Consider the following 25,403-nt stretch of genomic DNA (forward strand, 5'->3'; position numbering starts at 1 on the left):
CCCTGCCATGTCTGTATCGGCGGTTTGCCAAAAGACTTTAGTATTGTTTGATTTTTTTTTGCAGTTTGTCGATTTGCTGCTATTCGTGCGTGTGCGCGCTGCCATAAAGGTCATCGGTTCATTTAAGCGACTAACGGATAGTGACCTCTCCGGGGCCGATGACTTCGGCAGTGAGGCTCTTGCCGGAGCGGCGGTTACGTACTCGAATGGTGTCGCCCTTGCGGCCTTGGCTCAGGGCGTCGCCTTCGGTTTGCAGCTGGATGGCACCCCGTTGCAGGTGAATACGCACCAGCGCACCGCGCTCTATCAGCAATTTTGAGATCAGCATGTCCGGGGTGATTACGGTGCCTGGACGCAGGTTCCGGCGAAATTCCATACCCTGCAGTTGTTCCGGGCTGCGGATATAGCCTTGTTGCAGATTTCCCAGATCCTGTTCCGCAAACTGGATGCTGGCGCTGGCGGTGCTGTCACCGGAACGAGCGGCTTGCGTCAGAATGGCGACGCTTTCCATCACGTGCAGTTCGACCGCGACAAATTGTTGCCACCAGGGCGAGGCACAGCGCAGCTCAACACCATTACGCCCCGGTTGCAGTGGCCGGGCCAGCTCGATATTCAGTGTCTGGTTGCAGGCGGGCAGTTGATAATCGGGGCTGAGGCCCACCAGCGAAACCCGGTTGCCATGGGCGTCGCCACTGATGTCCGTCCACTGCTGCAGTAACTGGTGTTGCAGTGTTGTCTGCCAGGATTCAGTCGTCCAAAGCGCCGCAGTCTGGAGTTTATCAGCCCAGAGAGGTTGGCATATCAGGAGTAAAACAATTATCCGACGCACTGTCTGGTTCTCTACTATGCTTTTAGGTGACTGATGTAAACGTCATGATTCTGGCGATTAAGCAGCGCTTGTTGAACCTGACAGAGGTTTTGCAAGGGCTGTGCCGGATAACTTTTCGGGAGCTTTTTATGGCTGGTGTGTTAGATGCGGTTAACCAGCGAACCCAGTTGGTCGGTGCCAACCGGCTGGAGCTGTTGCTGTTCCGTGTAAACGGGCGACAGGTTTACGGCATTAACGTGTTCAAGGTGAAGGAGGTACTACAGTGCCCCAAGCTGACTGTTTTGCCGGGCAGTAATCCTGTCGTTCGCGGTGTGGCGCATATTCGATCGGGCACGATCCCGATCATGGATATGGGGCTGGCAACGGGGAATGCGGGGTTGAGCGATCTGAATAATGCATTTGTGATTATTACCGAGTACAACGGCAAGACTCAGGGGTTCCTGGTTGGTGGTGTTGAGCGCATCATCAATATGAACTGGGAAGAGATCCATCCACCACCACGGGGCACGGGTAAAGAACACTACCTGACGGCGGTGACGCAGGTGGACAAGCAGATGGTAGAGATTATTGATGTGGAGAAAATTCTGGCAGAAGTTTCTCCGATCAATGAAGAAATCAGCGCCGGTCTTATTTCAGAAGAAGTGCATCAGCGTGCGAAAGCACACCGGGTGCTGATCGTGGACGATTCCAAGATTGCCCGTAAACAGATTACCCGTTGTCTGGAAAATCTGGGTGTGGAAGTGGTATCGATGAACGATGGCCGTCAGGCCTGGGAGCATCTGTACGAGATCGCGGAGCGTGGCGAGCGCTTGCAAGACGTGTATATGATGATGGTGTCCGATATTGAAATGCCGGAAATGGATGGTTATACACTGACGACTCGGATTCGTGCTGATTCACGGATGGCCGGTTTTCATGTGGTGCTGCATTCCTCGTTGAGTGGTGTATTCAACAAGGCGATGGTGGAAAAAGTGGGGGCCGATGATTTTATCGCCAAATTTGATCCTGACGTCTTGGCTGGACAGGTGGCTATGCGGGTTCAGTCTTGCTGAGCCGGTCTTGGCCAGGAGAAGACGGTTGCAACATTGCAACAGCTTGGATCGCAATTGAATGACGGTTTCCCATCCGTTAAGTGGCGTGTGACGCCGAATTTTTTCAGGACTGAGTATGACACTCCAGATCACTGCAGATGAGTATCTCCGGTTTCGGGACATGCTGGAGCAATCCAGCGGCATCATGCTGGGCGATGGCAAGGAATATCTGGTCAGCAGTCGTCTGCGGCGATTGCTGGAGAAGCACAACCTGAGCTCGATTTCCGACTTGCTGAGCACGCTCAACGGCAATCGACGCTTGCAGGAGCTGGTGATTGACGCTATGACCACCAACGAGACGCTGTGGTTTCGCGATGAACATCCGTACCGGGTGTTTCGTGAGCGTTTATTGCCGGAATTGGCCGGGTTGCGCCGCCCGTTAAAAATCTGGTCTGCTGCTTGTTCAACGGGCCAGGAACCGTATTCGCTCAGTATCGAGATTGAAGAGTTTCGCAAACGTTCTCCTGGCAGCCTGGCAACCGGTGAGCGGATTCTGGCGACCGATATCTCTCCCAGTTCGCTGGCGCAGGCGAAAGACGGTATTTATCAGCAGCTGGCTATTCGTCGTGGCATGAACGAACAGCATCTGAAAAGTTATTTCCATCCGCTGGATGGTGATCGCTGGCAGATTGATCCGAAGATCAAGAGCCGGGTGGATTTTCGCCAGCAGAATTTGCAGCAGAGCTTTACCGGGCTGGGCAAGTTCGATGTGATTTATTGCCGTAATGTACTGATCTATTTTTCTGCCGATCTGAAGTACGACATTATCAAACGGATGCATGGCAGCCTGAACCCACAAGGCTATCTGGTGCTTGGGGCGTCGGAGAGTCTGCATAACCTGGGCGAGTATTTCGAGATGGTGCAGTGCCATCCCGGTATTATTTATCGGGCGCGTTGAACAATCGTCGTTGGGTGAACAATCGTCGTTGGGTGAACAAGAGTGGTTGGTTAAACGCTAGTGGGGATTGAATCCTGATGCTGTCGGTCGGTCAGCTGCTCAGGCAAGCTCCAGCTTCATTTCATGCCATTGCAAGCCGCCGTGGCTGGAGGCAGATTCGGACTGGTATATAAAACCGGCACGCTGATAAAAACGGATGTGTTGGCTGCGACACATCAGATGAATACGTTGCTTGCCGAGACGGCGCATATGCTCAATGTAATTGAGCAACAGCGTACGACCCCAGCCATGACGCTGCCATACCGGGTGAATCACCACCGACATCACGACATTTTCCGGGCCTTGCGGATCGTGGCCTGCCAGTTGCTTGAACGCTTCGTTGTCCATCGCCACCTTGAAACAACAGCCGGAATTGACGAAACCGATGATGGCTCCGGCCAGTTCCAGTACCAGAAACCCTTGTGGATAATGATCGATACGCTGGCGAATTTTTTCCAGCGTCGCGGCTTCATCGCCTTGATAGGCACTGTTTTCAATAGCAAAACAGACGTCGGCGTCGGTGGCTTGCGCCAGCCGTATACGGTAGTCGGTGTGTGCGTACATCGGGATTCCCGGAGTGGTTCAGCTAGCGATAAATTCTTTCCAGGCTTGCATCAGCTCGATAAAGTCTTCAAGCCCACAGCCTGCGGTCAGATCGTAATCGTGTAGTGTCAGGGATTCATCTTCCAGATCAAGGTCTTCATCGAACATCAAGGCGTTGGATGAGATATCGACCTCGTGTTGCGTCATTTGCAAAATTGTTTCTTTTCCCTGCCAGCGATAATCTCGCAAGCCACCGGATTGCAGCAACTCTGCGGTGGTGATCAGTGCCCGCAGGTGCTTCAGGTCGTCACCGATCTCATCGGTCAGCCAGTTGCCAATCAGGGAGTGCTCTTCATCAAGGCGGGCAGCAGGCTTATTGCCTTCAAACCAGAATTCGTAATCCAAGGGGAATCTCACATAACGGATAGAGCATGATCGTGGTGTCACGAAGGATGGTGTCAAACCGCTGTGCTGTTACGCTCAGCGGCGGCACGGTGCAGTACCGTTCAGTCTAGCTGGACACCGGGTTCAATCGCCAGTGGCCAGCCACCCAGATCCTTGTAGCGGTTCACAATAAAGCAGAACAGCTCAGCGGTTTTCCAGGTGTCGTAGGCGGCGCTGTGGGCGGCGCTGTTGTCGAAATCGAGCCCGGCGGTAATGCAGCTTTTCGCCAACACGGTCTGGCCGAGGGCGATGGCGGCAATCGAGGCGGTATCGAATGACGAAAACGGGTGGAACGGGTCGCGCTTGATGTCGTTACGCTCAATCGCAGCACGCAGAAAGGCGTGATCGAAATGCGCGTTGTGGCCGACCAGGACGGCCCGGTTACAGCCGTAGTGTTTAATCTCACGACGCACCACCTGAAACATATTGGTCAGCACGTCGATTTCAAATTCGGCATCCCGTTCCGGGTCGAACGGGTCGATGCCGGTGAAGTCGAGGGCTTCCTGTTCCAGGTTGGCACCGTCAAACGGGTGCACCTCGGCAGACAACGTCTGGTCTGGGTGGATATAGCCTTCGTCATCCATGCGCAGGGTGACCATGGCAATTTCGAGCAGGGCGTCGGTATCGGGATTAAACCCACCGGTTTCCACATCGACCACCACGGGCAAAAAGCCGCGGAAGCGTTGGGCCATTGGGGTTTTTTCCTGCTTTTCGCCGTTTCCAGCGGGAGTTGTACTCATCCTAAGCCTTATCTTCAGGAGTTTTGCAGTTGCCAGCGCAGGGTTTCACCCGCACGCAATGGCACAATGATGTCGTTGCCAAAGGGCATTTCAGAGGGCACCTGCCACGCGGATTTCACCAGGGTAATGGTGTCTTCGTTACGTGGCAGGTGGTAGAAATCGGGGCCGTAGTGACTGGCGAAGCCTTCCAGGTTGTTGAGGACACCGAGGTCTTCAAAAATTTCGGCATACAGCTCAATCGCGCCGTAAGCGGTATAGCAACCGGCACAACCACAGGCATTTTCCTTGGCACCCCTGGCATGAGGAGCACTGTCGGTACCGAGGAAAAACTTGCGGCTACCAGAGACCACCGCGTCTTGCAGCGCTTGCTGGTGAATATTGCGCTTCAGAATCGGCAGACAATAAAAATGCGGTCGAATACCGCCAACCAGCATGTGGTTACGGTTGTAGGCCAGATGCTGCACGGTAATGGTGGCGGCGACGTTGTCACCCTGACTCAATACAAACTCGGCGGCGTCTTTGGTGGTGATGTGTTCCACCACCAGGCTCAGTGCTTTGTGTTTGCTTGCCAGCGGTGCCAGTACGGTATCGAGAAATTCTTTTTCGCGGTCAAAAATATCGATGTGCTGGTGGGTTACTTCACCGTGTACCAGCAGTTTCATATCGTTGTCAGCCAGTGCCGCGCAAACGTCATCAAGCTTGCCGAGGTCGGTAACGCCGGAGGCTGAGTTGGTTGTGGCACCCGCCGGATACAGCTTGGCTGCCACAACGCGGCCAGTAGCCTTGGCAGCGCTGATCATCTCGGGCGTGGTGTTGTCGGTCAGGTAAAGCACCATTAACGGGTCAAAACCGCTGTCGCCAGCCTGGGCCAGAATGCGCTCGCGGTAAGCCAATGCCTGTTCGGCATTCATCACCGGTGGTTGCAGGTTGGGCATGATGATCGCTCGTTTCATCACCCGAGCAGTGGCGGCGACTGTGTGTTGCAGTACCTGGCCATCGCGAACGTGTAAATGCCAGTCGTCCGGGCGGGTGATCGTCAAGCGGTCGGTCATGAGGTTTCCTTCTTTACGTTTTACTGTGCTGTTTGACGCTGTCTGCGTGCTGCGGCCATGACTCATGGTTGCTACACGGTGGCTGGCAGTGATTCCGACAGGCAAAAATGTGACCCGGCATTGTAGCGCAACCGTTTTTTTACTGCTTGGCTTTGTGGTTCCTGACGTTAGGGCCGCGAGCGCTTGGCGGGAGGGCTGTTCACGTTGAAGGTTCAAGATTTTCCGCGACTGGCCGATAGCCCCTCAGAGACATGCCTATTGCCAACTTCACTACCACAGAGGCCAACGTAGAGACACATGATTCGTCTGGACAATCTCGCTGCTGGTCATTCACCCGGCGTGCCGGAATCTGGCTCACACTCTGGTTATAAGGCCAGCAGGGTGCTGGCTTGGCTGTTGTTCGGCTTATTATTCTCGCTGTGGTTGGCTCGGCCAGCGCTGGCCGGTCAAACCGCCATGCCGTTGGAATACGGGCTGGATATTTACAACACCCGCTGGGCCGTCTCCGGGTCGGTATTTGACTGCCAGTTTAGCCAGACCATTCCGGGCTACGGCAGCGCTGTTTTTTTGCAACGAGCTGGAGAACATGTCTCTTTTCGACTCGAAGCCACCCAAAACCGCATGGCATACAGTGATGCCAGAGTCTCATTATTGCCGCCTCCCTGGCGTCCGGCAGAACGTACCGAAAATCTGGGCACTGTTCGTATCCGCCAGGAAACACCGCTATTGGCACTCGATACACGCCGCAGCAACCAGTTTATTCATGGCTTGCTGGAAGGCAAACGCCCGACGATCAGCCACCAGACCTGGTATGACGCCAACCGCTTTGTGCGGGTGTACGTCTCCGGTGTCACCTTTCAGGATTATTACCCGGAGTTTCTTGATTGCATCAGTCGGTTATTACCGATGAATTATGATCAGGTGGCTCGCAGCAAGGTGTTTTTCGCCAGCGGTGAAGACAAAATAGAAAAAAACGACATCAAGGTACTGGAGCGGGTTGCCTACTACATCAAACACGATCCCAGAGTCTTTGCGCTGTACCTGGATGGCCACTCGGACAGCGTTGGCCGTCGTTATGACAACCGGCAAGTGTCCAAACGCCGGGTGGAAGACGTCGAGCGTTATTTTGTCAAACAAGGCATCGACCCGACCATGATCACCACCCGTTTTCATGGTGACCGCTATCCGGTGGCCAGCAATAAAACCGTGAAAGGCCGCAACGAAAACCGCCGTGTAACCATTCGACTGGAAATGCGTGACGATATGCCGATACCGGATGCGCTGAAGTTTAAGCCTTAGGGGCGTTCTCAATTATTTGCCACGGCCTGTCAGGAGGAAGTATTCCGTCAGGCAAGGCGTTGGACGCCGAGAAATGACGCGTCCTTTTCACGTCGAATCACACCGCATGGCGGGATGTTGACCCTGACCCTTCGGGCTGAGGCCAGTAACTTCCAGTACGGCGTTATTCGTCACTTATTGAGCTCGCTAAACCAGGTTCCTCATGTCTTGTTCTGAAACCAGCTGGCTCTTGGCAGGCTCGGTTTAATCATTGAGAACGCGGCCTCAAGTGCCAGCTAGTCGGCATAAACGGTCATTCGATCACTGTTGCCTTGATCGTCTATCAATACGATGTGTTGTTCACCGTTGCGGCGTAAAGGAATGGTCAGTACGTGTCGTTCAGCGCTGCTGCCCCGGTATATACCATTGATATACCAGTAACGCATACCGACTCCGCCGTTGGCTCCGAGCGCAAGGTTGGGCAGTTGTCGTTCGCCCGCGCTGTTTCTTTGTGTTGAACGTATATGTTCGCCGGGTTCGATACCGGTGATTTGCAAGGTACGCCCGATGATCAGTGAGGATGCGCAACCTGGTGCCGGAGCGGGGAGTTGGTGGCTCAGTCTTTGGGCAGCGGGAATCCAGGATTCCAGTATCACTGGCCACAGCGCCAGCTGGATCAGCCGCTGGGTGCTGTTTTTGCCGTTATTCTCACAGCGGGCGTTGATTCGTTGGCCTTGTAGGTTCACCAGCACGGGCAGTGGATTGGCGGCGATGGGGTTGGCGCTGTCTGGCAGGGTTGGCGGCACCAGTTGGCGAATGCTCCAGCCACTGACGCTGCGATGGCACTGGTCGGCAGGGGTGTTGCTGGCCAGCCGACCCAGTGGCCAGCAGGCGTTTATCTGCTGTACCTGCGACGGCGGCGCTGGCCAATGGGGCTGTCGGTCGATCATGGTGATCACCCGTTGCAGGGTCGGCATGGCGGTTACGGCTCCAAAGTAGCCGGGCGATGGGGTGCCATCCGGGCGACCAAACCAGACGCCGACGGTGTACTCCGGGGTGATGCCGATGGCCCAGCTGTCGCGAAAACCATAGCTGGTGCCGGTTTTCCAACCGAAAGGACGCGGCTGAATAACGGCAACACTGCGGCTGCGGTCTGGCAGCGGGTTGCGTAACCAGTCGGCGGTGACCCAGGCGGCTTCTGGGGTGAGCAGCGGGCGAGGTACTTGATTGGCTTGCGCTGTGATGGGCTGTTGTACTGACTGTAACGGAAACAGCTGCCCCTGATTCATAAGCGAACTGTACAGCATCACCAGTTCCCACAGGCTGACCCCGCCACCTCCCAGTGCCAGTGACAGATTCGGACGGGCGGCGAGAGGTAACTGGTAGTGGAATCCGGCATTACTCAAGGCCGCATAAAAATGTGCTGGCGTCAGGGCTTCCAACACCTGGACGGCGGGTAGATTGAGGGAAAAATGTAACGCTTGCTGCGGTGTTACTGGCCCGGAAAACCCGGCGGAGAAGTTGCCCGGTTGATATTGCTGGCGCAGACGGGGCGCATCGGTTAGCAGGCTGGCACCGTGAATCAGTCCCTGATCCAGCGCCAGTCCGTAAATAAACGGCTTCAGTGTTGAACCCGGCGAGCGAATGGCTTGCACCATATCGACATGACCAAGCCGCTGGCTATCGCCGAAGTCGGCGGTGCCAATATAAGCGCGCACTTGATGGCTGGAATTATGAACCACCAGTACCGCTGCGGAATGTTGCCGTGGCAGCAATTGGATATCCCGCTGTAATTGCTGGCTGAGTTCGCGCTGCAAGTCACCATCCAGGGTGGTGCGAATCAGTCGTTGTTGCGGGTATGCCTGAATCAGCCGGCGTGCCAGTAGCGGCGCTTGTTGAGGTGTTGCCGGTTGACGGCCAAAGACCGGGTCGAGCAGCGCTTGCTGGTAGGCGGCGTTATCGATCGCCTGAAATCGGAGCAGGCGCCGGAGTACTTTGTCGCGGGCGGCGCGAGCACGCTGTGGGTGACGGTCCGGGCGCAGGAAACTGGGGGCTTGCGGCAGTACTGCCAGCAGCGCAGATTCTGATAGCGACAGGTCTGCGGCGGGTTTGTCGAGGTACATCTGGGCGGCGGCTTCGACGCCTTCGATGACGCCACCCATGGGAGCATAGTTGAGGTACAGGGCAAGAATCTCGTCCTTGCTCAGGTGCCATTCCAGTTGCAAGGCGCGTAATGCCTGCTGCAGTTTGCCACGCATATCCCGAGTATGGGGATACAAACGGCGGGCCACCTGCATGGTCAGGGTGGAGCCACCGGACACCACGCAGCCACAGCGGAGGTTTTGCCAGGCCGCGCGGGCAATGGCAACCGGGTTGACGCCAGGGTGAAAGTAAAACCAGCGATCTTCGTACTGGATAACCGCTTGCAGGTAGGCGGGTGCAATCTGCTCCAGCGTGACGGGCAAACGCCAGACTCCCTGGGCATCGGGGAAGGCGCGCAGCGTGCGGCCGTTACGATCGACCACGACGCGGGCAAATTCGCGCTCGTTGTGTTCGGGTAACTGCAACGGGTAGCGCCAGTTCAACAGCGCGGCCGTTAATACGACTGTTAGTACAACTGCCGTGAGGACGACAGCTGTTAATGCGACTGCTGTGAATACAACAGGCGCGCTGGCAGGCCGTTTATTCAATGATTAACCAGTGTGCATTGGCTCCCACGGAGCGGGCTTCCGGGTCGTACATATCTTCCAGCAAGGGGCCGGGAATCCGGTATTTGCCAGGTGTGACGGCACGAGCCAGATAAAACACCCGTGAGCTGCGGTGTGCGCCGGTCTCGAGGGCGGCAATAAAGCGGTCGTCGCGGTATTCCTGGTGTAATACACCATTGTTGCGGGTCCAATCGGCAACGGATGTGCTGTCGACCAGGATGTCGGCCACCGACTGGCTGTCGAGCAGGTTCTGATTTTCCAGTTCCAGCCCGGCGGGCAGCAGATCGACTGCCATCAGGTCGGGCCGGTACTGTGTGCTGGCTATGCGTAATTCAACCAGAATCAGGTCGCCGGTTGCTAACCTCAACGGTTGATCGGTCAGGGCGATGGGTTCGCCAGTGCGGCTGTAATAGTGGCGTTCGATGGCCACATTGCCGCTGCTCTGTTGGCTGGCCAGCTCGCGGTAGCCTTGTACCGCCAGCTCGGCACTGACGGATTCGGCCCCGGTATTAGTGAGGGAAAGGCCTTGCAATACGGTCGGATCATCGTAGTGAAAGCGCTTCATGTGCGTGCCGCTCAAGTCATGGCTGACATCGGCATAACTCAGATTGGCTTGCCAGGCTGGAGTGTTTGGTGATGGTTGCTGCTGTTGCTGTGCTTGCTGTTGTGAGGCATTTAACAGCTGAATACGCTCCTGGGTGCTGAGGTAACGGCGGCGGCGCAGTTCGGTTTCCAGTGCGAGCAACAAGTCATCGGCCCAGGCTGGTTCCATACCGTTTGCCATTAACAAGGCGGCAATGGCTGCCTGATCACGAATGGGTGAGCCGTAGTCACCAATATACATATGAGATGGTCGTTTGGCGTGCTGCGCCTGTTGCATCAGCTGGTTGGCCAGGGCGTTATCACCCAGCTGCCGGGCGGCTAATGCCAATTGAACCAGTGCCAGCGGAGTGGCATTGGCAGGCTTGGCGTTACTGAGTTTACGGACGTCGGTCAGGGTGATGCGCTGCTGCTGGGCCAGCACATAGGCGGCGTAGGCACGGTAGACAAAACGGTACAGGCTGGCATCGTCATTCCAGCGTTCGGCGTTTTCAGCTCGACCCCGAATATAGTCATGCAGGCGTGTCAGTGCCTTGTCGATGATTTGCTGGTCGACAGCAAAACCGTGGGTTTTGGCATCGATCAGGAATTGGGTGGTGTAGGCAGTGAGCCAGTGCTGTTCATAGGGATCATCGGACGACCACAATGAAAAGCCACCACTGCTGCGCACTTTTTTGATGATGCGCTGAATCCCGGCTTCCATCGCTTGTTCGCGGCTGATGGGATGAGCGCTGCGTGAGGTGCCATTATTAAATACATCGATTTGCTGCTGCCCCACTATCAGCCAGGGGTAACTGCTGGAGACCGATTGTTCCAGACAGCCATAAGGATAATGCAGCAGTTGGTCCAGCTGGCGGTGTGGATTCAGGTTTACCTGCTCATCCAGTGTCAGTTGGGTGCTGATATAACGGGCGTCCAGTCCAGTCAGCTGTTCGGCACTTAATTGCAGTTGCTCATTACTGCTCAGACGGCCACGGGCAAACTCGGTGTAGGCGGGCAGGGTCGGGCGGCTGACCAGTGTCCAGCGGCGGTCAATCGGGTATTCCTGCAGTCCGGTTACCTGCATGCGAAATTCAATATCGCCCAAGGACGCCGCTTCTGGGTAGGTCGCCTTGAACGGGTACACCAGCGTCTGTTTTTGCTGGTTAGCCAGTGTCAGAGTGTGCGGCTCGGTCTGGAATTCAACCGCGCCACTGGCATCTGCTGTCACCGTCAGAGTGAGGGATTTTCCGCTCAGGTTGGTGACATCCAGGGCAATTTGGGCATCGTCGTTCATACCGGCAAAACGGGGCATCGATAGTTGGGTAACCACCGGTGCAGCGACCGTGACTTCTTGCTCCAGGTGCCCAAACGCATGGTCTGTGAAGGCAACGGCCATCAGCCGCAGGCGGCCATTAAAGTCGGGTAATTGCAGCGGGATACGGGCCACACCGTTGACCACCGCCACCTTGCCGGAGAACAGCGAGACAATGTGCACCTGCGAACGGGCCATATCACCACCACGAGCCATGGCGGCATCACCACCAAAATTCAGTGTGGCGGGTTGGCTGTTGTTGAAGTCGATCACCTGACTATACAGGTCGAACAGATCAACGGCGTAACGGCGCGGCTCGAAGAAAAACCTAAACGGGTCGGGTGTGTCAAAACGGGAAATCGACAATACACCGACATCGACGGCTGCCAGTGTCACCCAGGCTTTTTGCACGGGTTGTTGCTGGTTGTCCGTGACCTGCAGATCGACGTTGACGGTACGATCGGGCAGCCATTTGGCTGGCGCATTGGATTCAATCGTCAGTTGGCGATCACGACGATCCAGCGGCAAATGGATCAGGCCAACGGCGCGGGTCGGGGTAATGCGCTTCTGGCTATCGGCCGGTTGCAGATACAGCACGGTGACGTACAGATCATGACGTTTCCAGCCGGGATCGATGGGAATATCTACCTGGCCGCCCTGACTGCTCAGGTCGATACGTTTGAGCCATAACAAGGTATCTGCCTCGACCATCACCAGCGCCTGTGAGGTTGGTTGGGGGGTTGGCTGAGCACTTGCTTGAGAGTTTGATTGAGAGTTTGGTTGAGCGAGCGACTGCTCGGCAGCCGCCGGTGGAGTAATCGACAGCCGGGCAACGTCGCCACCCTCATAACCACCCTTGTCCCAGGCCAGAGTGACCTGACGCGGGCGAGCATTACCCTGGCGATTTTGCGCATACTGACCATACCAGGCGTAACCGGACTCAAACGTCAGCACGGCAGTCTGGCCGTTGTGCGGGTTCTGCACCTCCAGCCGGTAATGGCCCCAGTCGACCGGTACGGCAATACGGGTCGGCTGGCTGGCCGACAAGTCTACCGCCAGGCTCAGTTCTACCGTGGCCCGATCCTGCTTTTCGTAGTACCAGCCCCGGTTGCTGTTATAACGCCAGTCGTAGTCCGGGTTGGTATTGATCAGCCGTACCGTGACCTGACTGGCAGCAAACAACTGATCGCTGCCGTCGGTCATGAGGAGTTCAAAATGGGCCATACCATTGGCAGGAGCACGGTCGTCAAACAGCGCTTTGACACCAACCAGTTGCTGTTCCGGTAACCAGATTTCTTTCTGCCGTCGTACCACTGGCCGACCGCCACTTTCAAACAGGCTGGCGGTAATGGTCACCGCCATGGGAGTGGGGGACGCCGACCAGCTGTTGGCGATATTCAGATCCAGTTTGCCTTGCGTATCCAGCGTGTGTTCAAGCTGACTCTGACTGTTCCAGTCGGTTGCGCCAGCGTTACCAAACACGTAGTCGGGCCAGTGTTCGAATGGCCGCAGTTCGGGTTTGATGTCCAGCGCCGCCTGCAAACGATTGCCAGCGGCAGGGGCACCATACAAATACTCGCCCAGTAGCGGCACAATCAGGTTGCCTGCACCGGTATGTTGGTTGGCATCGCTGCGGGTGGCCTGCGGGTGCCAGCTGATTTTCAGCCGCTCTGGCATAAAGTCTTCGACCTTGAATTGATAGCGGCTGGTGCTGTTGTCTGGCAGCTTGATGCTGACGTTCCAGTTCCCTGTCATGGCGTCTGCTGCCAACGGCAAGGCCCAATGGTAGTAACCGGCGTCCTCTGCCGCCAGCGACAGGGTTTTGACCTGTTGGCCATCGGGACGCGTGAACACGGCCTTGAGCTTGGGTAGCCGGATTTTTTCGCCATCCGGGCCGCGCAGCAAGGCTGAGAATTCAGCGGTTTCACCACCGCGATACAAATCCCGTGGGCTGTAAATAAACAGCTCCTGCTGGTGGGCCGGGCGCTGGCTGAAGTGAAAATCGGACAAATCGAGGGCGCTGGTGTTCAGTGACAACAGGCTGACCGAGGTGCCTTTACGCACCACCAGAGTAGCGCCAGTATTATTACGATTGAGTAACGTACGGCGGATACTCAGTTGTCCATCGCGATTGGTGTTGCCGAGTTTAATGGAGGAACCGTCTTGCCCTAATAATTCAACCGTTGCAGCGGCAATTGGCAGGGTGGTTTCCAGGCTTTGCACCAGTAATTCGGCCTGGTTGGCGTACTGATGCAGGTGTAAGCCAATATCGGTGAGACTGTAGTAAGTGGTCGCCAGCTGGTTTTCAAAGGTGCCTGGGGCTTGCATCACCACCAGATACACTCCTGGCGTAGCCAGCTCGGGAATATCACGCACGGGCAGGTTTATCTGGCGACGGTGATTTTGTTCATCGGTCAGTTTGAAGCGGCCTTCGTATTTCAGCTCTGCCAGCTTGGCCAGATTATTAAGATTCCACTGGGAGGCGCGTGTGCCGTGACCCAGGTAGCGGCTGATCTGGTTGAGCTTGTCATCGTGCAAGCGGAAAAAACTGACGTTGGCTTCGGCTACATTCTGGGTAATCACCGGCAGCCCTTGTTGGCTACTGAATGCCAATACCCGGCCATCGCTGGCGAACTCCAGGCTGGCTGGAGCCGCCTGGGTTGTGACGGTTGCTCGGCTGGCACTGTTTAATACGGAGTCGTTGATGCCTTTTAACCCGGCGTTCACGGTCAGGCGATATTGGGTTTGTGGTTCTGCGTCAAGCATATACAGGTTGCGACGATCGTCAGACAGTATCCAGCTTTTGCCCTTGCGGCTGTTAACGCTGATGTACTCTGCAAATGATTGACGCTCGTCCAGTGGCACGGAAAACTGAATATGTACCGTACTACCACCGTCGTAGCTGGCTTCGCTGATGCGCACAACTGTAAGAGGAATACCGGCGTAGCGTTGTTCAAGATCGTCGGATACTGGCTCCGTTACGTTTGATCCAGGCTCGCTTGATTCTGGTGTTAGAGATTCTGGTGTTACGGATGCAACGTACTCTACCTGTGTGTCATCAGATGCTGGCTGTCGCAGCGGTGTGGGTTCAGCGGTTAGGTTCGGGTTGACTGTGACTGGTTCCGATTCGGAGGTGACCGTGGGTGTTTCACCTGCAAGCTGTTTGGGCGGTGGCTCTTTGGATGGGGATTCTTTGGGCAGTGGCTCTTTGGATGGAGGCTCTGGATCCGATGGGTCACAGCCGACGATGCTGAAAAGACCAATCAATACCAGGCTAACGAAAGCCCGTCGCAGTAACTTGCTGGACATGGAAATGCCTTCCTTTGCTGCCGTGTTGTGTGGGCAGGATTAAGCCATATTCACATCCTCCCGGCCAGTGGCGTGCCGATGGGCGATTGATATTTCTGCACCAAATATCGACCTGCGAGCGGTTCCAATCGGGATCAAAATACCATCGTTAATATCTCATATTGATAAGTCTGCCACATTTTATTTGATGCAAATGAACCCGATTCTCCGATTCATTGTCTCGGGGTCTTTATCTTGAATCGGAGTCGTTGTCATCGGATAGTCGTATAAAATCTGTCCAATAACAGATAGACCAGTACAAACGGGTAGGGGCTTGCCTGCCCTGGGAGGCGTGTGTAAATGACGGCACTAAGACATTCCTTAATGGCCTTCGGGCTGTTGGGAGTCATGGGTTTGACCGCCTGTGGTGGCGGTGGCAGTGGCGGGGATAACCCGGAAGAGGTTCAGAGCGTCTCGGTGACCGGTGTTGCAGTGAAGGGCCCTTTGGCCCAGGCAAGCGTTGCCGTGTACCGGTTGGATGTCAATGCCAGCGACCTGAAAGGGGCGCTGATTGCTGAAGGCCAAACGGCTGATACCTCGTTTATCGACAGTCTGTCGATAACACCGGATTTAGCCGGTCAAGTGTTGCTGGTTGAATTCAGCAGCTCGACGTCCACAACCGATATCAACACCGGCGTAACGCCGCTGATCCGTCGTTTTAAAACGGTGATTGATGCGGATACTGTCTTGTCCGGCGGTTCTGTGTACGCCTCACCACTGACCAGCCTGGCGGTTAGCCTCGCGCAGTTACAGGCAGACACAGCGTCACCGTACGCCGGTAATGGCGATGGCATTATTTCCGCTGCGGAATTTGACAGTGCATTGGACATTGCTGTTCAGCAAGTGCTGTCGACCCTTGGCTTTGGCTGGAAAACCAGCGCAGATCTGCTTAATACCCCACCTCTGGTGACCAGCGAAGCGGCCAGCGACGACGAATTGCAGCAAGTGCTGTTGTGCCGTCAGGCGATCGAGAGTGTGACCGTAGTGGCTAACGACATTGCTACCCAGCTGCTGGCTGGCAATGCCACTGCCGAACAGGTGTTCGATGTGCTGGCGCTGGATTTGACCAACGGGATAATCGACGGTCGTTCCAGCAGTGGCGCTATCGAACTGTTCAGCTCGGTATCCAGCGATGACCTGCAGGCGGTTGTGGAAGAGGACGTCAGCAGCAAGCTGATTCCGGGCACCAACGTCACCGTTGGCAATGTTGAAGCGCTACTGGTGTCGGAAACGGCCACCACACTGGTGACCCAATCGACCACTCCGCTCAGTGACGGCACGGTCAGCAGCGAACCGGAGGCCGCCAATGCTGAAGCCGACATCGACGGCGATGGCGTGGCAGACAGCGAAGACGCCTTTCCCCAAGACGCTACCGAAACCACCGACAGCGATTCTGATGGAGTGGGCGACAACTCAGATGCCTTTCCGCATGACAGCACTGAAACTATCGATTCCGACAGCGATGGCCTCGGCGACAACTCCGATCCATATCCCAACAGCGTCGATGGCGATGCCGACGGTATTGATGATCCGTTAGACAACTGCCCAACCTTGGCGAACGCCGACCAGGCAGATGACGATCAAAACGGAACCGGTGATGCGTGTGAGCCGAGCAGCGGCGGCAGCTGGGACAATTTCAACTGGGACGAAGCCAACTGGCAATAAGTCAGTACTGCGGCCCAACGAACACAACGAATTTGGAGCAAATTATGAAAACTCGGAGCATTTCAGTCATTTCCCTGATGATGTTGTCGATGGCGATTGCACCGCTGGTGGCCAAGGCTGGTACGGTGGATACGTCGGGCGTTACCACCTTCAGCGCCGGTTCCGCAGCAAAAGCCTCGGAAGTGAACGGCAACTTCAGCACCGTGATCACTGCGGTGAATGACAACGCAGCCAGCCTGGCCGCTTTACAATCCAGTATTGAAGCCCTGCAAACCCAGCTGGAATCCATGCCGACCAAAGTAACCGACGTGTCCGATCTGGTTGGCCGTACCTATTGCATGATCCAGGATCACAGCGCCGGGCGTTACGCGGGCAATAACTACGCCAGCGTTAATTTCGCCAGTGAAACCTCCACCGTTACGGTGACCAGCGAAACCCAGCTATCGATCACCGGCGTGTCGTCGGATGAAGCAGAACTGGGCTTGCAGCTGAGTCAATACAGCTACAACGGCAGTGACGTGGATGGTCTGCAGGGGACACTGGAAGCCTATCAGGAGCCGGAATCTTATAATGGCACCATCAACAGCCTGAGCAACGGTGAGCTGTCGGTGACCGTCGGCAGCGATACCATCCAGTTTTACGTCAGCAAATACGGCGACGTGATGATCGGCCGTTCATTCACTGACGACAGTAGCGCCGCACCGGCTGAAATGTGGAACACCACCGCCGTACTGGTGGAGTGCCAGTAGGAGTGCCAGTAATAGAGCAATAGCGGGATTCCGACCTGAACTGGCTAAAAGGGCGGCATATCGATAGAATGTCGCCCTTTTCTTTTGCCCGGTTGTTTCATCATGTTCTGATTGAAATACCGGAGCCTTCCAAGGCTGAATTCATCTGGAGAATTTCATGTCAGACATCAAAAAAGTGGTGCTGGCCTATTCCGGTGGTCTGGATACATCTGTGATCGCCAAATGGCTGCAAACCGAATACAACTGCGAAGTGGTAACCTTCACCGCCGACCTGGGTCAGGGCGAAGAAGTCGAACCGGCACGCGCCAAGGCCGAAGCACTTGGTATTAAAGAAATCTTTATCGACGACCTGCGTGAAGAGTTTGCTCGTGACTTCGTTTTCCCGATGTTCCGTGCCAACACCATCTACGAAGGTGAGTACCTGCTGGGTACCTCCATTGCGCGCCCATTGATCGCCAAGCGTCTGATTGAAATCGCCAACGCAACCGGTGCCGATGCCATTGCTCACGGCGCGACCGGCAAAGGCAACGACCAGGTGCGTTTTGAACTGGGTGCCTATGCCCTCAAGCCCGGCGTTAAAGTGATTGCCCCATGGCGCGAATGGGATCTGACTTCCCGTGAAACCCTGATGGCTTACTGCGACGAGCACGATATCAAGGTCGAAAAGAAAGCCGGTAAAAAGTCGCCATACTCCATGGACGCCAACCTGCTGCACATCTCCTACGAAGGCGACATCCTGGAAAACCCATGGAACGAGCCAGAAGAAGACATGTGGCTGTGGTCTGTTTCACCGGAAAAGGCCCCGGACGAACCGACCTACCTGACCATCAGCTTCAAGAACGGTGACCCGGTAGCCATCGACGGCGTTGATAAATCCCCGGCGACCATCATGGAAGAACTGAACAAGGTCGGCGGCGAAAACGGCATTGGCCGTGTCGACATCGTTGAAAACCGCTACGTCGGCATGAAAGCCCGTGGTTGTTACGAAACCCCAGCCGGTACGGTACTGCTGAAAGCACACCGCGCCATCGAGTCGATTACGCTGGATCGTGAAGCTGCGCACCTGAAAGACGAACTGATGCCGAAATACGCCAACCTGATCTACAACGGTTACTGGTGGTCGCCAGAACGCAAAATGCTGCAAGCCGCCATCGACGACACCCAATCAGTGGTAAACGGCGACGTCCGCGTAAAACTGTACAAAGGCAACGTGATCGTGGTTGGCCGCCAGTCTGAAGGTTCACTGTTCGACGAAGCCATCGCTACCTTCGAAGACGATGCCGGTGCCTACGACCAGAAAGACGCCGCAGGCTTTATCAAGCTCAACGCCCTGCGTCTGCGTACTGCTGCCAAAAAAGGCCGCAGCATGCTGTGATGATAGGGTCGGATGTCTGACGCTATCCAGCAAATAAAAACGGGAGCTGATCAGCTCCCGTTTTTATTTGCTGTTGTGTACTGTGTTGAGCCGTTACTTACATTAAAAGACGGCAGGATGCATACCGGTAAACCGCCATTTTTATACTGGAAACTCCATGCAAGATATCCTGATTAACTGCGAGCCAGTCGAGCTCTATAAAATCCTCAAATTTGAAAACATCGCCTCCAGCGGCGGTGAAGCCAAACTCATGATCGAAAACGGCGAAGTACTGCTGAACGGCGAACTGGAAACCCAGAAGCGCAAGAAAATCCTTAACGGTAACGTCATCAAAATCTTTGGCGAGCAATACAAGATTGTGCTGGCAGGGGAAGAGTAAGTAATTCGCTGCACGAATACCTGCCTGGCCAAAGGTGTGGGGTGCGGTCACAGTGCGAGTTGAACACAGAGGCTTCAACACTGTTGATTAGAAACAATCGCTGGTGTTGTTGACAAACCCGAAAGCCTGTCCAACGGGCTTTCTGTGCCCGCAAAATGCTGCCCGATGACGTGGGTATAAATTTGCGTGGTCGCCATGTCAGTGTGGCCCAATAACTCCTGTACGGTACGAATATCCCGGCCAGAACGTAATAGCTCAGTCGCAAAGCTATACCGAAAGGGGAGAGCTATTTAGTCGCGTAAAGCCACCGTTGCAGCACATATTCACATCAATGACTTCGGAATATCCTAATGCTGCTCTATCCGGCCCATTTCCGGCCAATTCAGTAAAGATTTGGACTACTTTCAGTCCAAATCGCGTCATTCATACGCACCTATCCCACGTGGGATAGAAAACTCCAGCGACGAGCGTTGTACACCATGTTCATCAAGCCGATTCTCAGTTCCGCTCTGGCCTGACTGATGCAGCGCACCATGAACTTTTTGCCGTCGCGTTTCATGTCCGCATAAACATGTTCGACACGTGCCCGAACCTGAGAGCGTTTTTGATTCGCCTGCTTGCTACGCTCAGGCATGTCTTTACCTCGGGGTTTCTTGCGGTGGATGTGGCGGGAGAGTGTCTGAACGAGGACGGCCCTTGTTGGATGAACGAGGCATGCGGATCTTGCTGAGCACAGGCCTGAAGACAGCCCAGTCGACAAGTTCATTAATTTTGGCGAGTGGGTCGTTGTGCTGATCCAGTTTGTCGTTCAAGTCATCAAAGTCGAAGAATCCGGGTTGCATACCGTGTAACCGTTGTTATCTGAAGTCGTGTGTGGGAGTGTATCAAGAACTGATTAAATAGATGGGGCCCAGAGGCTGGAAGCACTGCAGTGGAGCGTATTTTTGATATGATTGATATATCAGTCTTTCAAATAGTTTTTCTACAGTCTCGTTATGTGAATCAGTATTCATAGTGGTAGCGTAACTGAGCGATTAAAAGGCTATCATCGGATACTTTATATACGAATCGATGCTCATCATTAATACGACGAGACCAAAAACCAGATAGGCCATGCTTTAGCGGCTCGGGTTTACCTATACCTTCAAAAGGATCACGGGAAGAATCCTTGATTAAGGCGTTGATCCTTTTGACCATGGCTTTGTCTGTTTTCTGCCAATATAGATACTCTTCCCAAGCCCTAGAGGAGAATGTTAGCTTCATTCCATTAAGTCTCTCTCGGTGCCTTTTCCGGCTTCGAGTTCTGCAATGGATTCAAGCAAATGTCTCGCGTTTGCAGGAGAGCGTAGAAGGTAGGCTGTCTCCTCCATGGCTTGGTAGTCTTCGAGGGAGAGCATAACCACGGGTGTCTCACTCTTTCTGGTAATAATCACTGGTGAGTGGTCGTTACAGACCCTTTCCATGGTTTTGGCAAGGTTTGCTCGGGCTGCTGTGTAGCTTATGGCGTCCATAATAATTTTCCTGTACGTAAACCTGTACGTAACTGTGAGGCCACATAACAAGGTTGTCAACCGAATGCAGTTTGCTACGCTCCGTTTTGCGGTGGCTGCGCCACTTTACCGCAAAACTCCACTTCACAAACCGTACCGTTTACAACGGCGTTAGACGTATCAAACCCCTCTTTATACGCTCAACCAAACATTAACAAGTCGCCCCTGAAAAGCCAGAACCCCAGTTTTCATCGGCCTCTCAAGCCTGTTACGGCAAGACTTTCTACCAGTAAAATCATATTACGATATCAAAATCTGGTAGATCGCCATGACGCCCAAAGACAAGCAGCACGATAAACAGAAAGATTTCCTGCGCCCGGAGCTGCTTGACCCCAGGCATGAACTCGTTCAGCTCAGTCAACGTATCGACTGGGCTGAACTGGAGCGCCACTGTCAGCGTTTCTACTCCACAGACAACGGACGTCCCGGCTCATCTCCTCGCCTGATGATTGGTCTGACCCTCCTGAAACACATCTACGCGCTATCGGATGAACACTGCATCGCCCTCTGGGTAGAAAACCCCTACTGGCAGCACTTCTGCGGCGAGCAGTATTTCCAACATCGACCACCGATTGATCCCACCACGTTCGGGCGTTTCCGCCGACGTCTCGGCGAGGGCGGGTTAAAGACACTGATGAAAATGACGGTTCGCCTAGGGTTGGAACTGAATATCATCGACGAAGCCAGCTGCAAGACTCTGGTCGCTGACACCGCGGTGATGGAAAAGGCCGTTGCCTATCCAACCGACAACCAACTCTTCAAACGTGTACAGGAACAGCTGGTGATGTTAGCCAAAGCCCAGGGGATCTCGTTGCGGCAAAGCTACGAAAAAGAGCTGACTCATCTCAAACACAAAGCGGCGGGCTATGCCCATGCCCGACAGTTCAAGCGTTTGAAGAAGGCTCTCAAGAAAATGGCGACGCTGGTTGGGCGACTGACGCGGGACATCCTGAGCAAGCTGCCAGCCACCGAGCAAAGCCGACTTATTCTTGAGAAAGCCGCGCAGGCATCCCAACTCATCAAGCAAACCCGACCAGGCTGGGAAGGCCCGAAACGGTACAGCTTGCATGAACCGGACGTTCAGTGCATAGCCAAAGGCAAGAGCCGACAACTCTATGATGGCCATACCCTGTACTGGAATCTGATTCAAAGCTGGCTGAACACAGGAGTAAAGCCGCAAGAGATCCTGGTTGACCGGGGTTATCGAGGGGCGCAACACGACCGTCGTATTGCTGCGGTGAACGTCTGCATCAGCCATCAGAAGCAAGGGCGAGGCAAAGTTCATCCGCAACAATCAAAGCAGAATGGTATTGAGCCGACCCTATTTGTCTGGATTTGGGCGTGATCAGGCTCTGGAGTGGGCTGCATGATGAAATGGCCAGTTTTGCAGGGGCGACTACATAATAGAGTGCTTGCACAAGCAGGTGTTGCTGAAAACACTCGGGAAACGATGACTCGAACTCACTTATTGAGAGAGTGGTTGCAGCACGAATCGCCTTACCACTGGGGAACCAATAAAGCTGCAAAGTCTGGCCCTTATCAGCAAACACCGTTCAGAATGACAGAAGGAGGTGATGAGCACGGCAGTCTTTCCTTTAGCCAGCTCGTTTATCCCAATCGTTATGGAGCTGATTCAGCTTGTGCTGCACTGACAGCAACAGATATTAATCCCTATTCGCCGGAAGGGCAGGTAAAAATCATCGCTACTTTTTTGGGGTCCGAGCCAACCGACAACCATAGCTGTTCTGGGGGTATGAATATGGCCTTTGTTGAAGATACATTAGGAAGAAGTTATGCGGATGTTCCAGACCTTGTTCGTATACAAGGACAAAATACACTAGGAAATACCGAAGACGATTATGAGAAATTAGCCAAAGCCATTTTTGTTTATAATGCTGGGGAAGGAAATGCTTGGGTTAGTGGGCGTAGCAGGCACAGTTGGCCTTATATTATAAGGAATTTGGTTTATTCAAGTGACAGTGCGACAAACAACCAAGACAGTGGAGTCTGTCATTCCTGTAAATATTCAATACAAATTAGAGAAAGAGCATTCGGCAATGATAACCTTAGAACCTACATCTGGGAAGGTGATGATGCCAACCACGACGGCCAGCCGGACTGGTGTTTTGAGTATGGGGAGAGGGAGTGGGTGAGTGGGACTTTATACTCTGTTGTAGCACAAAATGCTGCGGATACGGACGATCGAGGTAATCCTCATACCCCGCAAGGGCGAATAAATTGCACAACAGGAAATCCAATATGAAATTAAAATTTCTCGTAGCTGTTTTGGTATTTTGGGTGTTTAATAGCGTCAACGCTTTGGATTTATTACTTGCTCCGCAATGTGATGGGAATCCTAAAAATAAGAGTCAATCTGCATTGGATGCTGGGAAAATAATCGGAGATGTATATACGGAAAATTCTATTTAAGATAAGGGCTGTATTGGCTGGACAAATTTAGGGGATGGAGATATTTGGTATGATGTAACAAAAGATCCGGCAGTTAATGCTGTTGATGTTTCACGAGGAGAGTTGTTGGGCAATTGGCCCCTTACCCGCTGGCAATATGAGCCAATCGAAAATGAAGTGAAATCCTTTCAGGCAGATATTTACAAAAAATTATACCAAAAGGTATTAAACCCGATAGGGTGTTTAGATGAAATACCTCTAAATCAGGGAGACCTGGATGCGGATGGAAAATCAGAGCTGATTCTATTCCTTGGTTATGATCTGGTGGTCTTCTCTCCTGAAGCGGGTCGTATCGTAATTATACCGTTCCCGGTTGGATGTCTCTGGAAGGTACAGCACATCATCACGAAGCAAACTGGATCAAGGAAGGTGATGAAGGCGTTCCACAGTATCAGAATTTACTGGATGAACACTATGGTGATGCGTTAGCGGGGTTAAGAGGCTACGCCAAACTCTATGTCGGCGATTTTGATAAAAACGGCCAATCCGATATTCTGGTCTGGCGCAAGCTGTACGACTCTAATATGCAAAACAATCCGGTAAAGGGTTTTCATAAGTTGAAAGACAGCTTTTACCATTACGAAAGATCGACGGCGGCAGGCAGTACGGGTGAATACCTGCCGCAAGAAACTGATCCCGGCACCATCCGATCCTGGCTTGCAGAGAAGAATCTAACCTGGCAACAAGGCTACCCGTCCAAAAGCGAGTGCGAAGGGGAGGAAGGTCAGCTGATTCCTGAAATGCACGACCCCTTGTTGAATGACCCGGATGTGTTGCATTAATAACTCAAGCCATTAACCCGATATCCGTTATACTTGCGCGCACCTGCACATCCGAGCCAGCCCATGACCCAGCCTCCCCATAAGCCACATAATCCCCACGACCGCTTCTTCCGCAGCGCCATGGAAAACCGGTCAGTGGCGCTGGACTTTATGCGTTATTACCTGCCGGAGCCGGTGTTTCAGGCGCTGGATACCGACTCACTGGCTCTGCAGCACGACAGCTATATCGACACCGAACTGGCCGAAAGCCTCTCTGATCTGGTGTATCACTGCCAACTGGCGGGAGAAGAGGCCTGTATTTCCATCCTGATCGAACACCAGTCACGCCCGGATGCCTTTATGCCAGTGCGTATTGGCCACTACCTGTTCAGCCTGTTAACCAAACAACTGAAACAGCGTCAGCCACACTCCACAGCGACCGAATCAACACCACCATTAATGGCACCCACTAAAACAGCGCCGCGACGTTTATTAACCCCGGTCTACGCGCTGGTGTTTTACCACGGCCAGACCAGCCCTTATCCGTACTCCCTGCAACTGGCGGACTGTTTTAACGACCCGCTCCAATTAATGACTGAGCTGTTTCAGCGTCCCATTGCCCTGATCGACATCAACCAGCTGCCGGACGACCAACTCAAGCAACAACACTGGATCGGCATTGTCGCCCGCGCCCTCAAACACATACGCGCTGCTGACATCAGCCCGTATCTGCTCGACCTGCTACAGGATTGTGAAGGGCTGGACGATCACAGCAACCAGTGGTTAGATTTCATCCGCACTTTGCTACACTACGCCATCGGAACCGGCAACGTCATCGACCTGGAACAGCTGGTCGAATCCAGCCAACAACTGCCGCAGCCTATAGGAGACACCTTTATGACCATTGCAGAACAACTTGAAGCCCGTGGCATTGAAAAAGGCAAAGCCCAGGGCATAACATTAGGAGAAGCCCGAGGCCTGGAATTGGGAGAAGCCCGAGGCCTGGAGCTGGGGCGTTATGAGGCTCAAAAAACCACAGCGCTGAACATGCTGAAAGAAAGCCTGCCAGTTGACTTAATCACCAAAATCACTGGTTTGTCACAGCTGGAAGTGGAGACGCTGCAGCAGAGTCTGCAGCACTGATCAATCGAGAGTTGTTGGGGTAAGCTTCTGGACTTGGCCCAGAGCACGGCGACTGAGTGGGAGTCATCACAACATGGATGTTTTACGTAAACATTGTATCCAAGAGCGATGAAACTCCGCCCTCAGAAATCCCCGATCAGAAAAACATGATGTCGATCAGATGCTTAACTGCTCAGCATTGGAGCTGAAGCTCCCGTTGTTAGTGGCCCGACATTCATACGCCACGCCGCCATACCGGGCCTGATCCGGTATCCACGTATTCGCACACTGGATTCCGAATTTCGCCAATGCTCGTCTGGAATGACAGCTGGTGTGTATCGCTCGGAGAGAGTGGCAATACCCATAGACGTAGGAAGTGGCTTGTCGCCGAACAGCAGCAAGCCGGAAAAGGTCACCGCCTGTTATTCCGCTGAACATCGTGAAGGTTTTTTGAAATACCAAGCGGTTG

At 54.0% G+C, this 25,403-nt stretch carries 23 protein-coding genes and 1 pseudogene; 12 read left to right on the forward strand and 12 right to left on the reverse strand.

Annotation, left to right across the window (positions count from 1 at the left end; all coding sequences use genetic code 11):
- Positions 1-130: 130 nt before the first annotated feature.
- Positions 131-829, reverse strand: a complete 699-nt coding sequence (gene flgA / locus WG929_RS00970; protein WP_416204507.1) for a flagellar basal body P-ring formation chaperone FlgA — start codon at positions 827-829, stop codon at positions 131-133.
- Between the two features lie 128 nt (positions 830-957).
- Here flgA and WG929_RS00975 point away from each other — a divergent pair, with 128 nt between their 5' ends.
- Together WG929_RS00975 and WG929_RS00980 are read left to right on the forward strand one after the other, a co-directional pair.
- Positions 958-1,881: a chemotaxis protein CheV gene (locus WG929_RS00975; protein WP_416204508.1), complete on the forward strand. Its 924-nt coding sequence runs from the start codon at positions 958-960 to the stop codon at positions 1,879-1,881.
- A gap of 115 nt (positions 1,882-1,996) precedes the next feature.
- Positions 1,997-2,818, forward strand: coding sequence for a CheR family methyltransferase (locus tag WG929_RS00980; protein WP_416204509.1), 822 nt, complete (start codon positions 1,997-1,999; stop codon positions 2,816-2,818).
- Between the two features lie 99 nt (positions 2,819-2,917).
- Here the strand turns inward: WG929_RS00980 and WG929_RS00985 are convergent, their stop codons facing one another.
- The 4 genes from WG929_RS00985 to pyrC form a co-directional block, all read right to left on the reverse strand.
- Positions 2,918-3,421, reverse strand: a complete 504-nt coding sequence (locus tag WG929_RS00985) for a GNAT family N-acetyltransferase (protein WP_416204510.1) — start codon at positions 3,419-3,421, stop codon at positions 2,918-2,920.
- Positions 3,422-3,439: 18 nt separating this feature from the next.
- Complete coding sequence (locus WG929_RS00990; RefSeq protein ID WP_416204511.1) at positions 3,440-3,805, reverse strand: YacL family protein; 366 nt, start codon at positions 3,803-3,805, stop codon at positions 3,440-3,442.
- Positions 3,806-3,906: 101 nt separating this feature from the next.
- On the reverse strand, positions 3,907-4,536 hold the full coding sequence (gene rnt, locus WG929_RS00995) for a ribonuclease T (protein ID WP_416204512.1): 630 nt from the start codon (positions 4,534-4,536) through the stop codon (positions 3,907-3,909).
- Positions 4,537-4,598: 62 nt separating this feature from the next.
- A complete protein-coding gene (gene pyrC / locus WG929_RS01000; RefSeq protein ID WP_416204513.1) occupies positions 4,599-5,636 on the reverse strand; it encodes a dihydroorotase in 1,038 nt (345 codons plus the stop codon).
- Positions 5,637-5,933: 297 nt separating this feature from the next.
- Here pyrC and WG929_RS01005 point away from each other — a divergent pair, with 297 nt between their 5' ends.
- Complete coding sequence (locus WG929_RS01005) at positions 5,934-6,935, forward strand: flagellar protein MotY (RefSeq protein WP_416204514.1); 1,002 nt, start codon at positions 5,934-5,936, stop codon at positions 6,933-6,935.
- 275 nt (positions 6,936-7,210) lie between these two features.
- On the opposite strand, the gene pbpC is transcribed toward WG929_RS01005, so the two are convergent.
- On the reverse strand, positions 7,211-9,499 hold the full coding sequence (pbpC, locus tag WG929_RS01010; RefSeq protein ID WP_416204515.1) for a penicillin-binding protein 1C: 2,289 nt from the start codon (positions 9,497-9,499) through the stop codon (positions 7,211-7,213).
- Between the two features lie 97 nt (positions 9,500-9,596).
- Positions 9,597-14,825 (reverse strand): alpha-2-macroglobulin family protein, encoded by a 5,229-nt coding sequence (locus WG929_RS01015; protein WP_416204516.1) that lies wholly within the window; start codon positions 14,823-14,825, stop codon positions 9,597-9,599.
- A gap of 339 nt (positions 14,826-15,164) precedes the next feature.
- Here WG929_RS01015 and WG929_RS01020 point away from each other — a divergent pair, with 339 nt between their 5' ends.
- The 4 genes from WG929_RS01020 (at position 15,165) to WG929_RS01035 (ending at position 19,032) form a co-directional block, all read left to right on the forward strand.
- Positions 15,165-16,529 carry a thrombospondin type 3 repeat-containing protein gene (locus WG929_RS01020; protein WP_416204517.1) on the forward strand — a complete coding sequence of 455 codons (1,365 nt, stop codon included), beginning with the start codon at positions 15,165-15,167 and terminating at the stop codon, positions 16,527-16,529.
- A gap of 44 nt (positions 16,530-16,573) precedes the next feature.
- Complete coding sequence (locus WG929_RS01025) at positions 16,574-17,278, forward strand: hypothetical protein (protein ID WP_416204518.1); 705 nt, start codon at positions 16,574-16,576, stop codon at positions 17,276-17,278.
- 157 nt (positions 17,279-17,435) lie between these two features.
- Positions 17,436-18,653, forward strand: coding sequence for an argininosuccinate synthase (locus WG929_RS01030; protein WP_369857190.1), 1,218 nt, complete (start codon positions 17,436-17,438; stop codon positions 18,651-18,653).
- Positions 18,654-18,810: 157 nt separating this feature from the next.
- Positions 18,811-19,032 carry an RNA-binding S4 domain-containing protein gene (locus tag WG929_RS01035; protein ID WP_416204519.1) on the forward strand — a complete coding sequence of 74 codons (222 nt, stop codon included), beginning with the start codon at positions 18,811-18,813 and terminating at the stop codon, positions 19,030-19,032.
- Between the two features lie 74 nt (positions 19,033-19,106).
- Here WG929_RS01035 and WG929_RS01040 read toward each other — a convergent pair.
- The 5 genes and pseudogenes from WG929_RS01040 to WG929_RS01060 all read right to left on the reverse strand — a co-directional run.
- Positions 19,107-19,310: pseudogene (locus WG929_RS01040) on the reverse strand (tyrosine-type recombinase/integrase); the annotation flags it as partial.
- Between the two features lie 155 nt (positions 19,311-19,465).
- A complete protein-coding gene (locus tag WG929_RS01045) occupies positions 19,466-19,666 on the reverse strand; it encodes a transposase (RefSeq protein WP_416204520.1) in 201 nt (66 codons plus the stop codon).
- A gap of 4 nt (positions 19,667-19,670) precedes the next feature.
- Positions 19,671-19,874: a hypothetical protein gene (locus WG929_RS01050; RefSeq protein ID WP_416204521.1), complete on the reverse strand. Its 204-nt coding sequence runs from the start codon at positions 19,872-19,874 to the stop codon at positions 19,671-19,673.
- Positions 19,875-20,034: 160 nt separating this feature from the next.
- Entirely contained in the window at positions 20,035-20,295 is a 261-nt protein-coding gene (locus tag WG929_RS01055; protein WP_369857198.1) for a Txe/YoeB family addiction module toxin, read from the reverse strand.
- A complete protein-coding gene (locus WG929_RS01060; RefSeq protein WP_369857199.1) occupies positions 20,292-20,543 on the reverse strand; it encodes a type II toxin-antitoxin system Phd/YefM family antitoxin in 252 nt (83 codons plus the stop codon). The genes WG929_RS01055 and WG929_RS01060 overlap by 4 nt, the downstream gene beginning before the upstream one ends.
- Before the next feature lie 307 nt (positions 20,544-20,850).
- On the opposite strand from WG929_RS01060, the gene WG929_RS01065 reads away from it, so the two are divergent.
- The 5 genes from WG929_RS01065 (at position 20,851) to WG929_RS01085 (ending at position 24,955) form a co-directional block, all read left to right on the forward strand.
- The gene (locus WG929_RS01065) at positions 20,851-21,927 is read left to right on the forward strand and encodes an IS5 family transposase (RefSeq protein WP_416204522.1); all 1,077 of its coding nucleotides are present in this window, start codon (positions 20,851-20,853) and stop codon (positions 21,925-21,927) included.
- Between the two features lie 21 nt (positions 21,928-21,948).
- Positions 21,949-22,845, forward strand: coding sequence for a hypothetical protein (locus WG929_RS01070; protein ID WP_416204523.1), 897 nt, complete (start codon positions 21,949-21,951; stop codon positions 22,843-22,845).
- Positions 22,842-23,012 carry a hypothetical protein gene (locus WG929_RS01075; RefSeq protein ID WP_416204524.1) on the forward strand — a complete coding sequence of 57 codons (171 nt, stop codon included), beginning with the start codon at positions 22,842-22,844 and terminating at the stop codon, positions 23,010-23,012. Before WG929_RS01070 ends, WG929_RS01075 begins: the two co-directional genes overlap by 4 nt.
- A gap of 356 nt (positions 23,013-23,368) precedes the next feature.
- A complete protein-coding gene (locus tag WG929_RS01080; RefSeq protein ID WP_416204525.1) occupies positions 23,369-23,833 on the forward strand; it encodes a hypothetical protein in 465 nt (154 codons plus the stop codon).
- A 63-nt stretch (positions 23,834-23,896) separates the two neighbouring features.
- Positions 23,897-24,955, forward strand: a complete 1,059-nt coding sequence (locus WG929_RS01085) for an Rpn family recombination-promoting nuclease/putative transposase (protein ID WP_416204526.1) — start codon at positions 23,897-23,899, stop codon at positions 24,953-24,955.
- Positions 24,956-25,403 lie beyond the last annotated feature (448 nt).

Origin of the sequence: Oceanobacter antarcticus, from assembly GCF_044962685.1 — a bacterium.
Taxonomy (GTDB): Bacteria; Pseudomonadota; Gammaproteobacteria; order Pseudomonadales; family Oceanobacteraceae; genus Oceanobacter; species Oceanobacter antarcticus.

Coding starts and splice junctions, on each gene's coding strand:
- pyrC (WP_416204513.1), bottom strand. CDS start 5,636: ATGACCGACCGCTTGACGATCACCCGCCCGGACGACTGGCATTTACAC.
- WG929_RS01080 (WP_416204525.1), top strand. CDS start 23,369: ATGTCTCTGGAAGGTACAGCACATCATCACGAAGCAAACTGGATCAAG.
- WG929_RS01005 (WP_416204514.1), top strand. CDS start 5,934: ATGATTCGTCTGGACAATCTCGCTGCTGGTCATTCACCCGGCGTGCCG.
- WG929_RS01025 (WP_416204518.1), top strand. CDS start 16,574: ATGAAAACTCGGAGCATTTCAGTCATTTCCCTGATGATGTTGTCGATG.
- WG929_RS01065 (WP_416204522.1), top strand. CDS start 20,851: ATGACGCCCAAAGACAAGCAGCACGATAAACAGAAAGATTTCCTGCGC.
- WG929_RS01070 (WP_416204523.1), top strand. CDS start 21,949: ATGATGAAATGGCCAGTTTTGCAGGGGCGACTACATAATAGAGTGCTT.
- WG929_RS01045 (WP_416204520.1), bottom strand. CDS start 19,666: ATGCCTGAGCGTAGCAAGCAGGCGAATCAAAAACGCTCTCAGGTTCGG.
- WG929_RS01035 (WP_416204519.1), top strand. CDS start 18,811: ATGCAAGATATCCTGATTAACTGCGAGCCAGTCGAGCTCTATAAAATC.
- WG929_RS01055 (WP_369857198.1), bottom strand. CDS start 20,295: ATGAAGCTAACATTCTCCTCTAGGGCTTGGGAAGAGTATCTATATTGG.
- WG929_RS01015 (WP_416204516.1), bottom strand. CDS start 14,825: ATGTCCAGCAAGTTACTGCGACGGGCTTTCGTTAGCCTGGTATTGATT.
- WG929_RS01075 (WP_416204524.1), top strand. CDS start 22,842: ATGAAATTAAAATTTCTCGTAGCTGTTTTGGTATTTTGGGTGTTTAAT.
- WG929_RS01030 (WP_369857190.1), top strand. CDS start 17,436: ATGTCAGACATCAAAAAAGTGGTGCTGGCCTATTCCGGTGGTCTGGAT.
- WG929_RS00975 (WP_416204508.1), top strand. CDS start 958: ATGGCTGGTGTGTTAGATGCGGTTAACCAGCGAACCCAGTTGGTCGGT.
- WG929_RS01085 (WP_416204526.1), top strand. CDS start 23,897: ATGACCCAGCCTCCCCATAAGCCACATAATCCCCACGACCGCTTCTTC.
- WG929_RS01020 (WP_416204517.1), top strand. CDS start 15,165: ATGACGGCACTAAGACATTCCTTAATGGCCTTCGGGCTGTTGGGAGTC.
- WG929_RS00980 (WP_416204509.1), top strand. CDS start 1,997: ATGACACTCCAGATCACTGCAGATGAGTATCTCCGGTTTCGGGACATG.
- WG929_RS00985 (WP_416204510.1), bottom strand. CDS start 3,421: ATGTACGCACACACCGACTACCGTATACGGCTGGCGCAAGCCACCGAC.
- WG929_RS01060 (WP_369857199.1), bottom strand. CDS start 20,543: ATGGACGCCATAAGCTACACAGCAGCCCGAGCAAACCTTGCCAAAACC.
- WG929_RS01050 (WP_416204521.1), bottom strand. CDS start 19,874: ATGCAACCCGGATTCTTCGACTTTGATGACTTGAACGACAAACTGGAT.
- rnt (WP_416204512.1), bottom strand. CDS start 4,536: ATGGCCCAACGCTTCCGCGGCTTTTTGCCCGTGGTGGTCGATGTGGAA.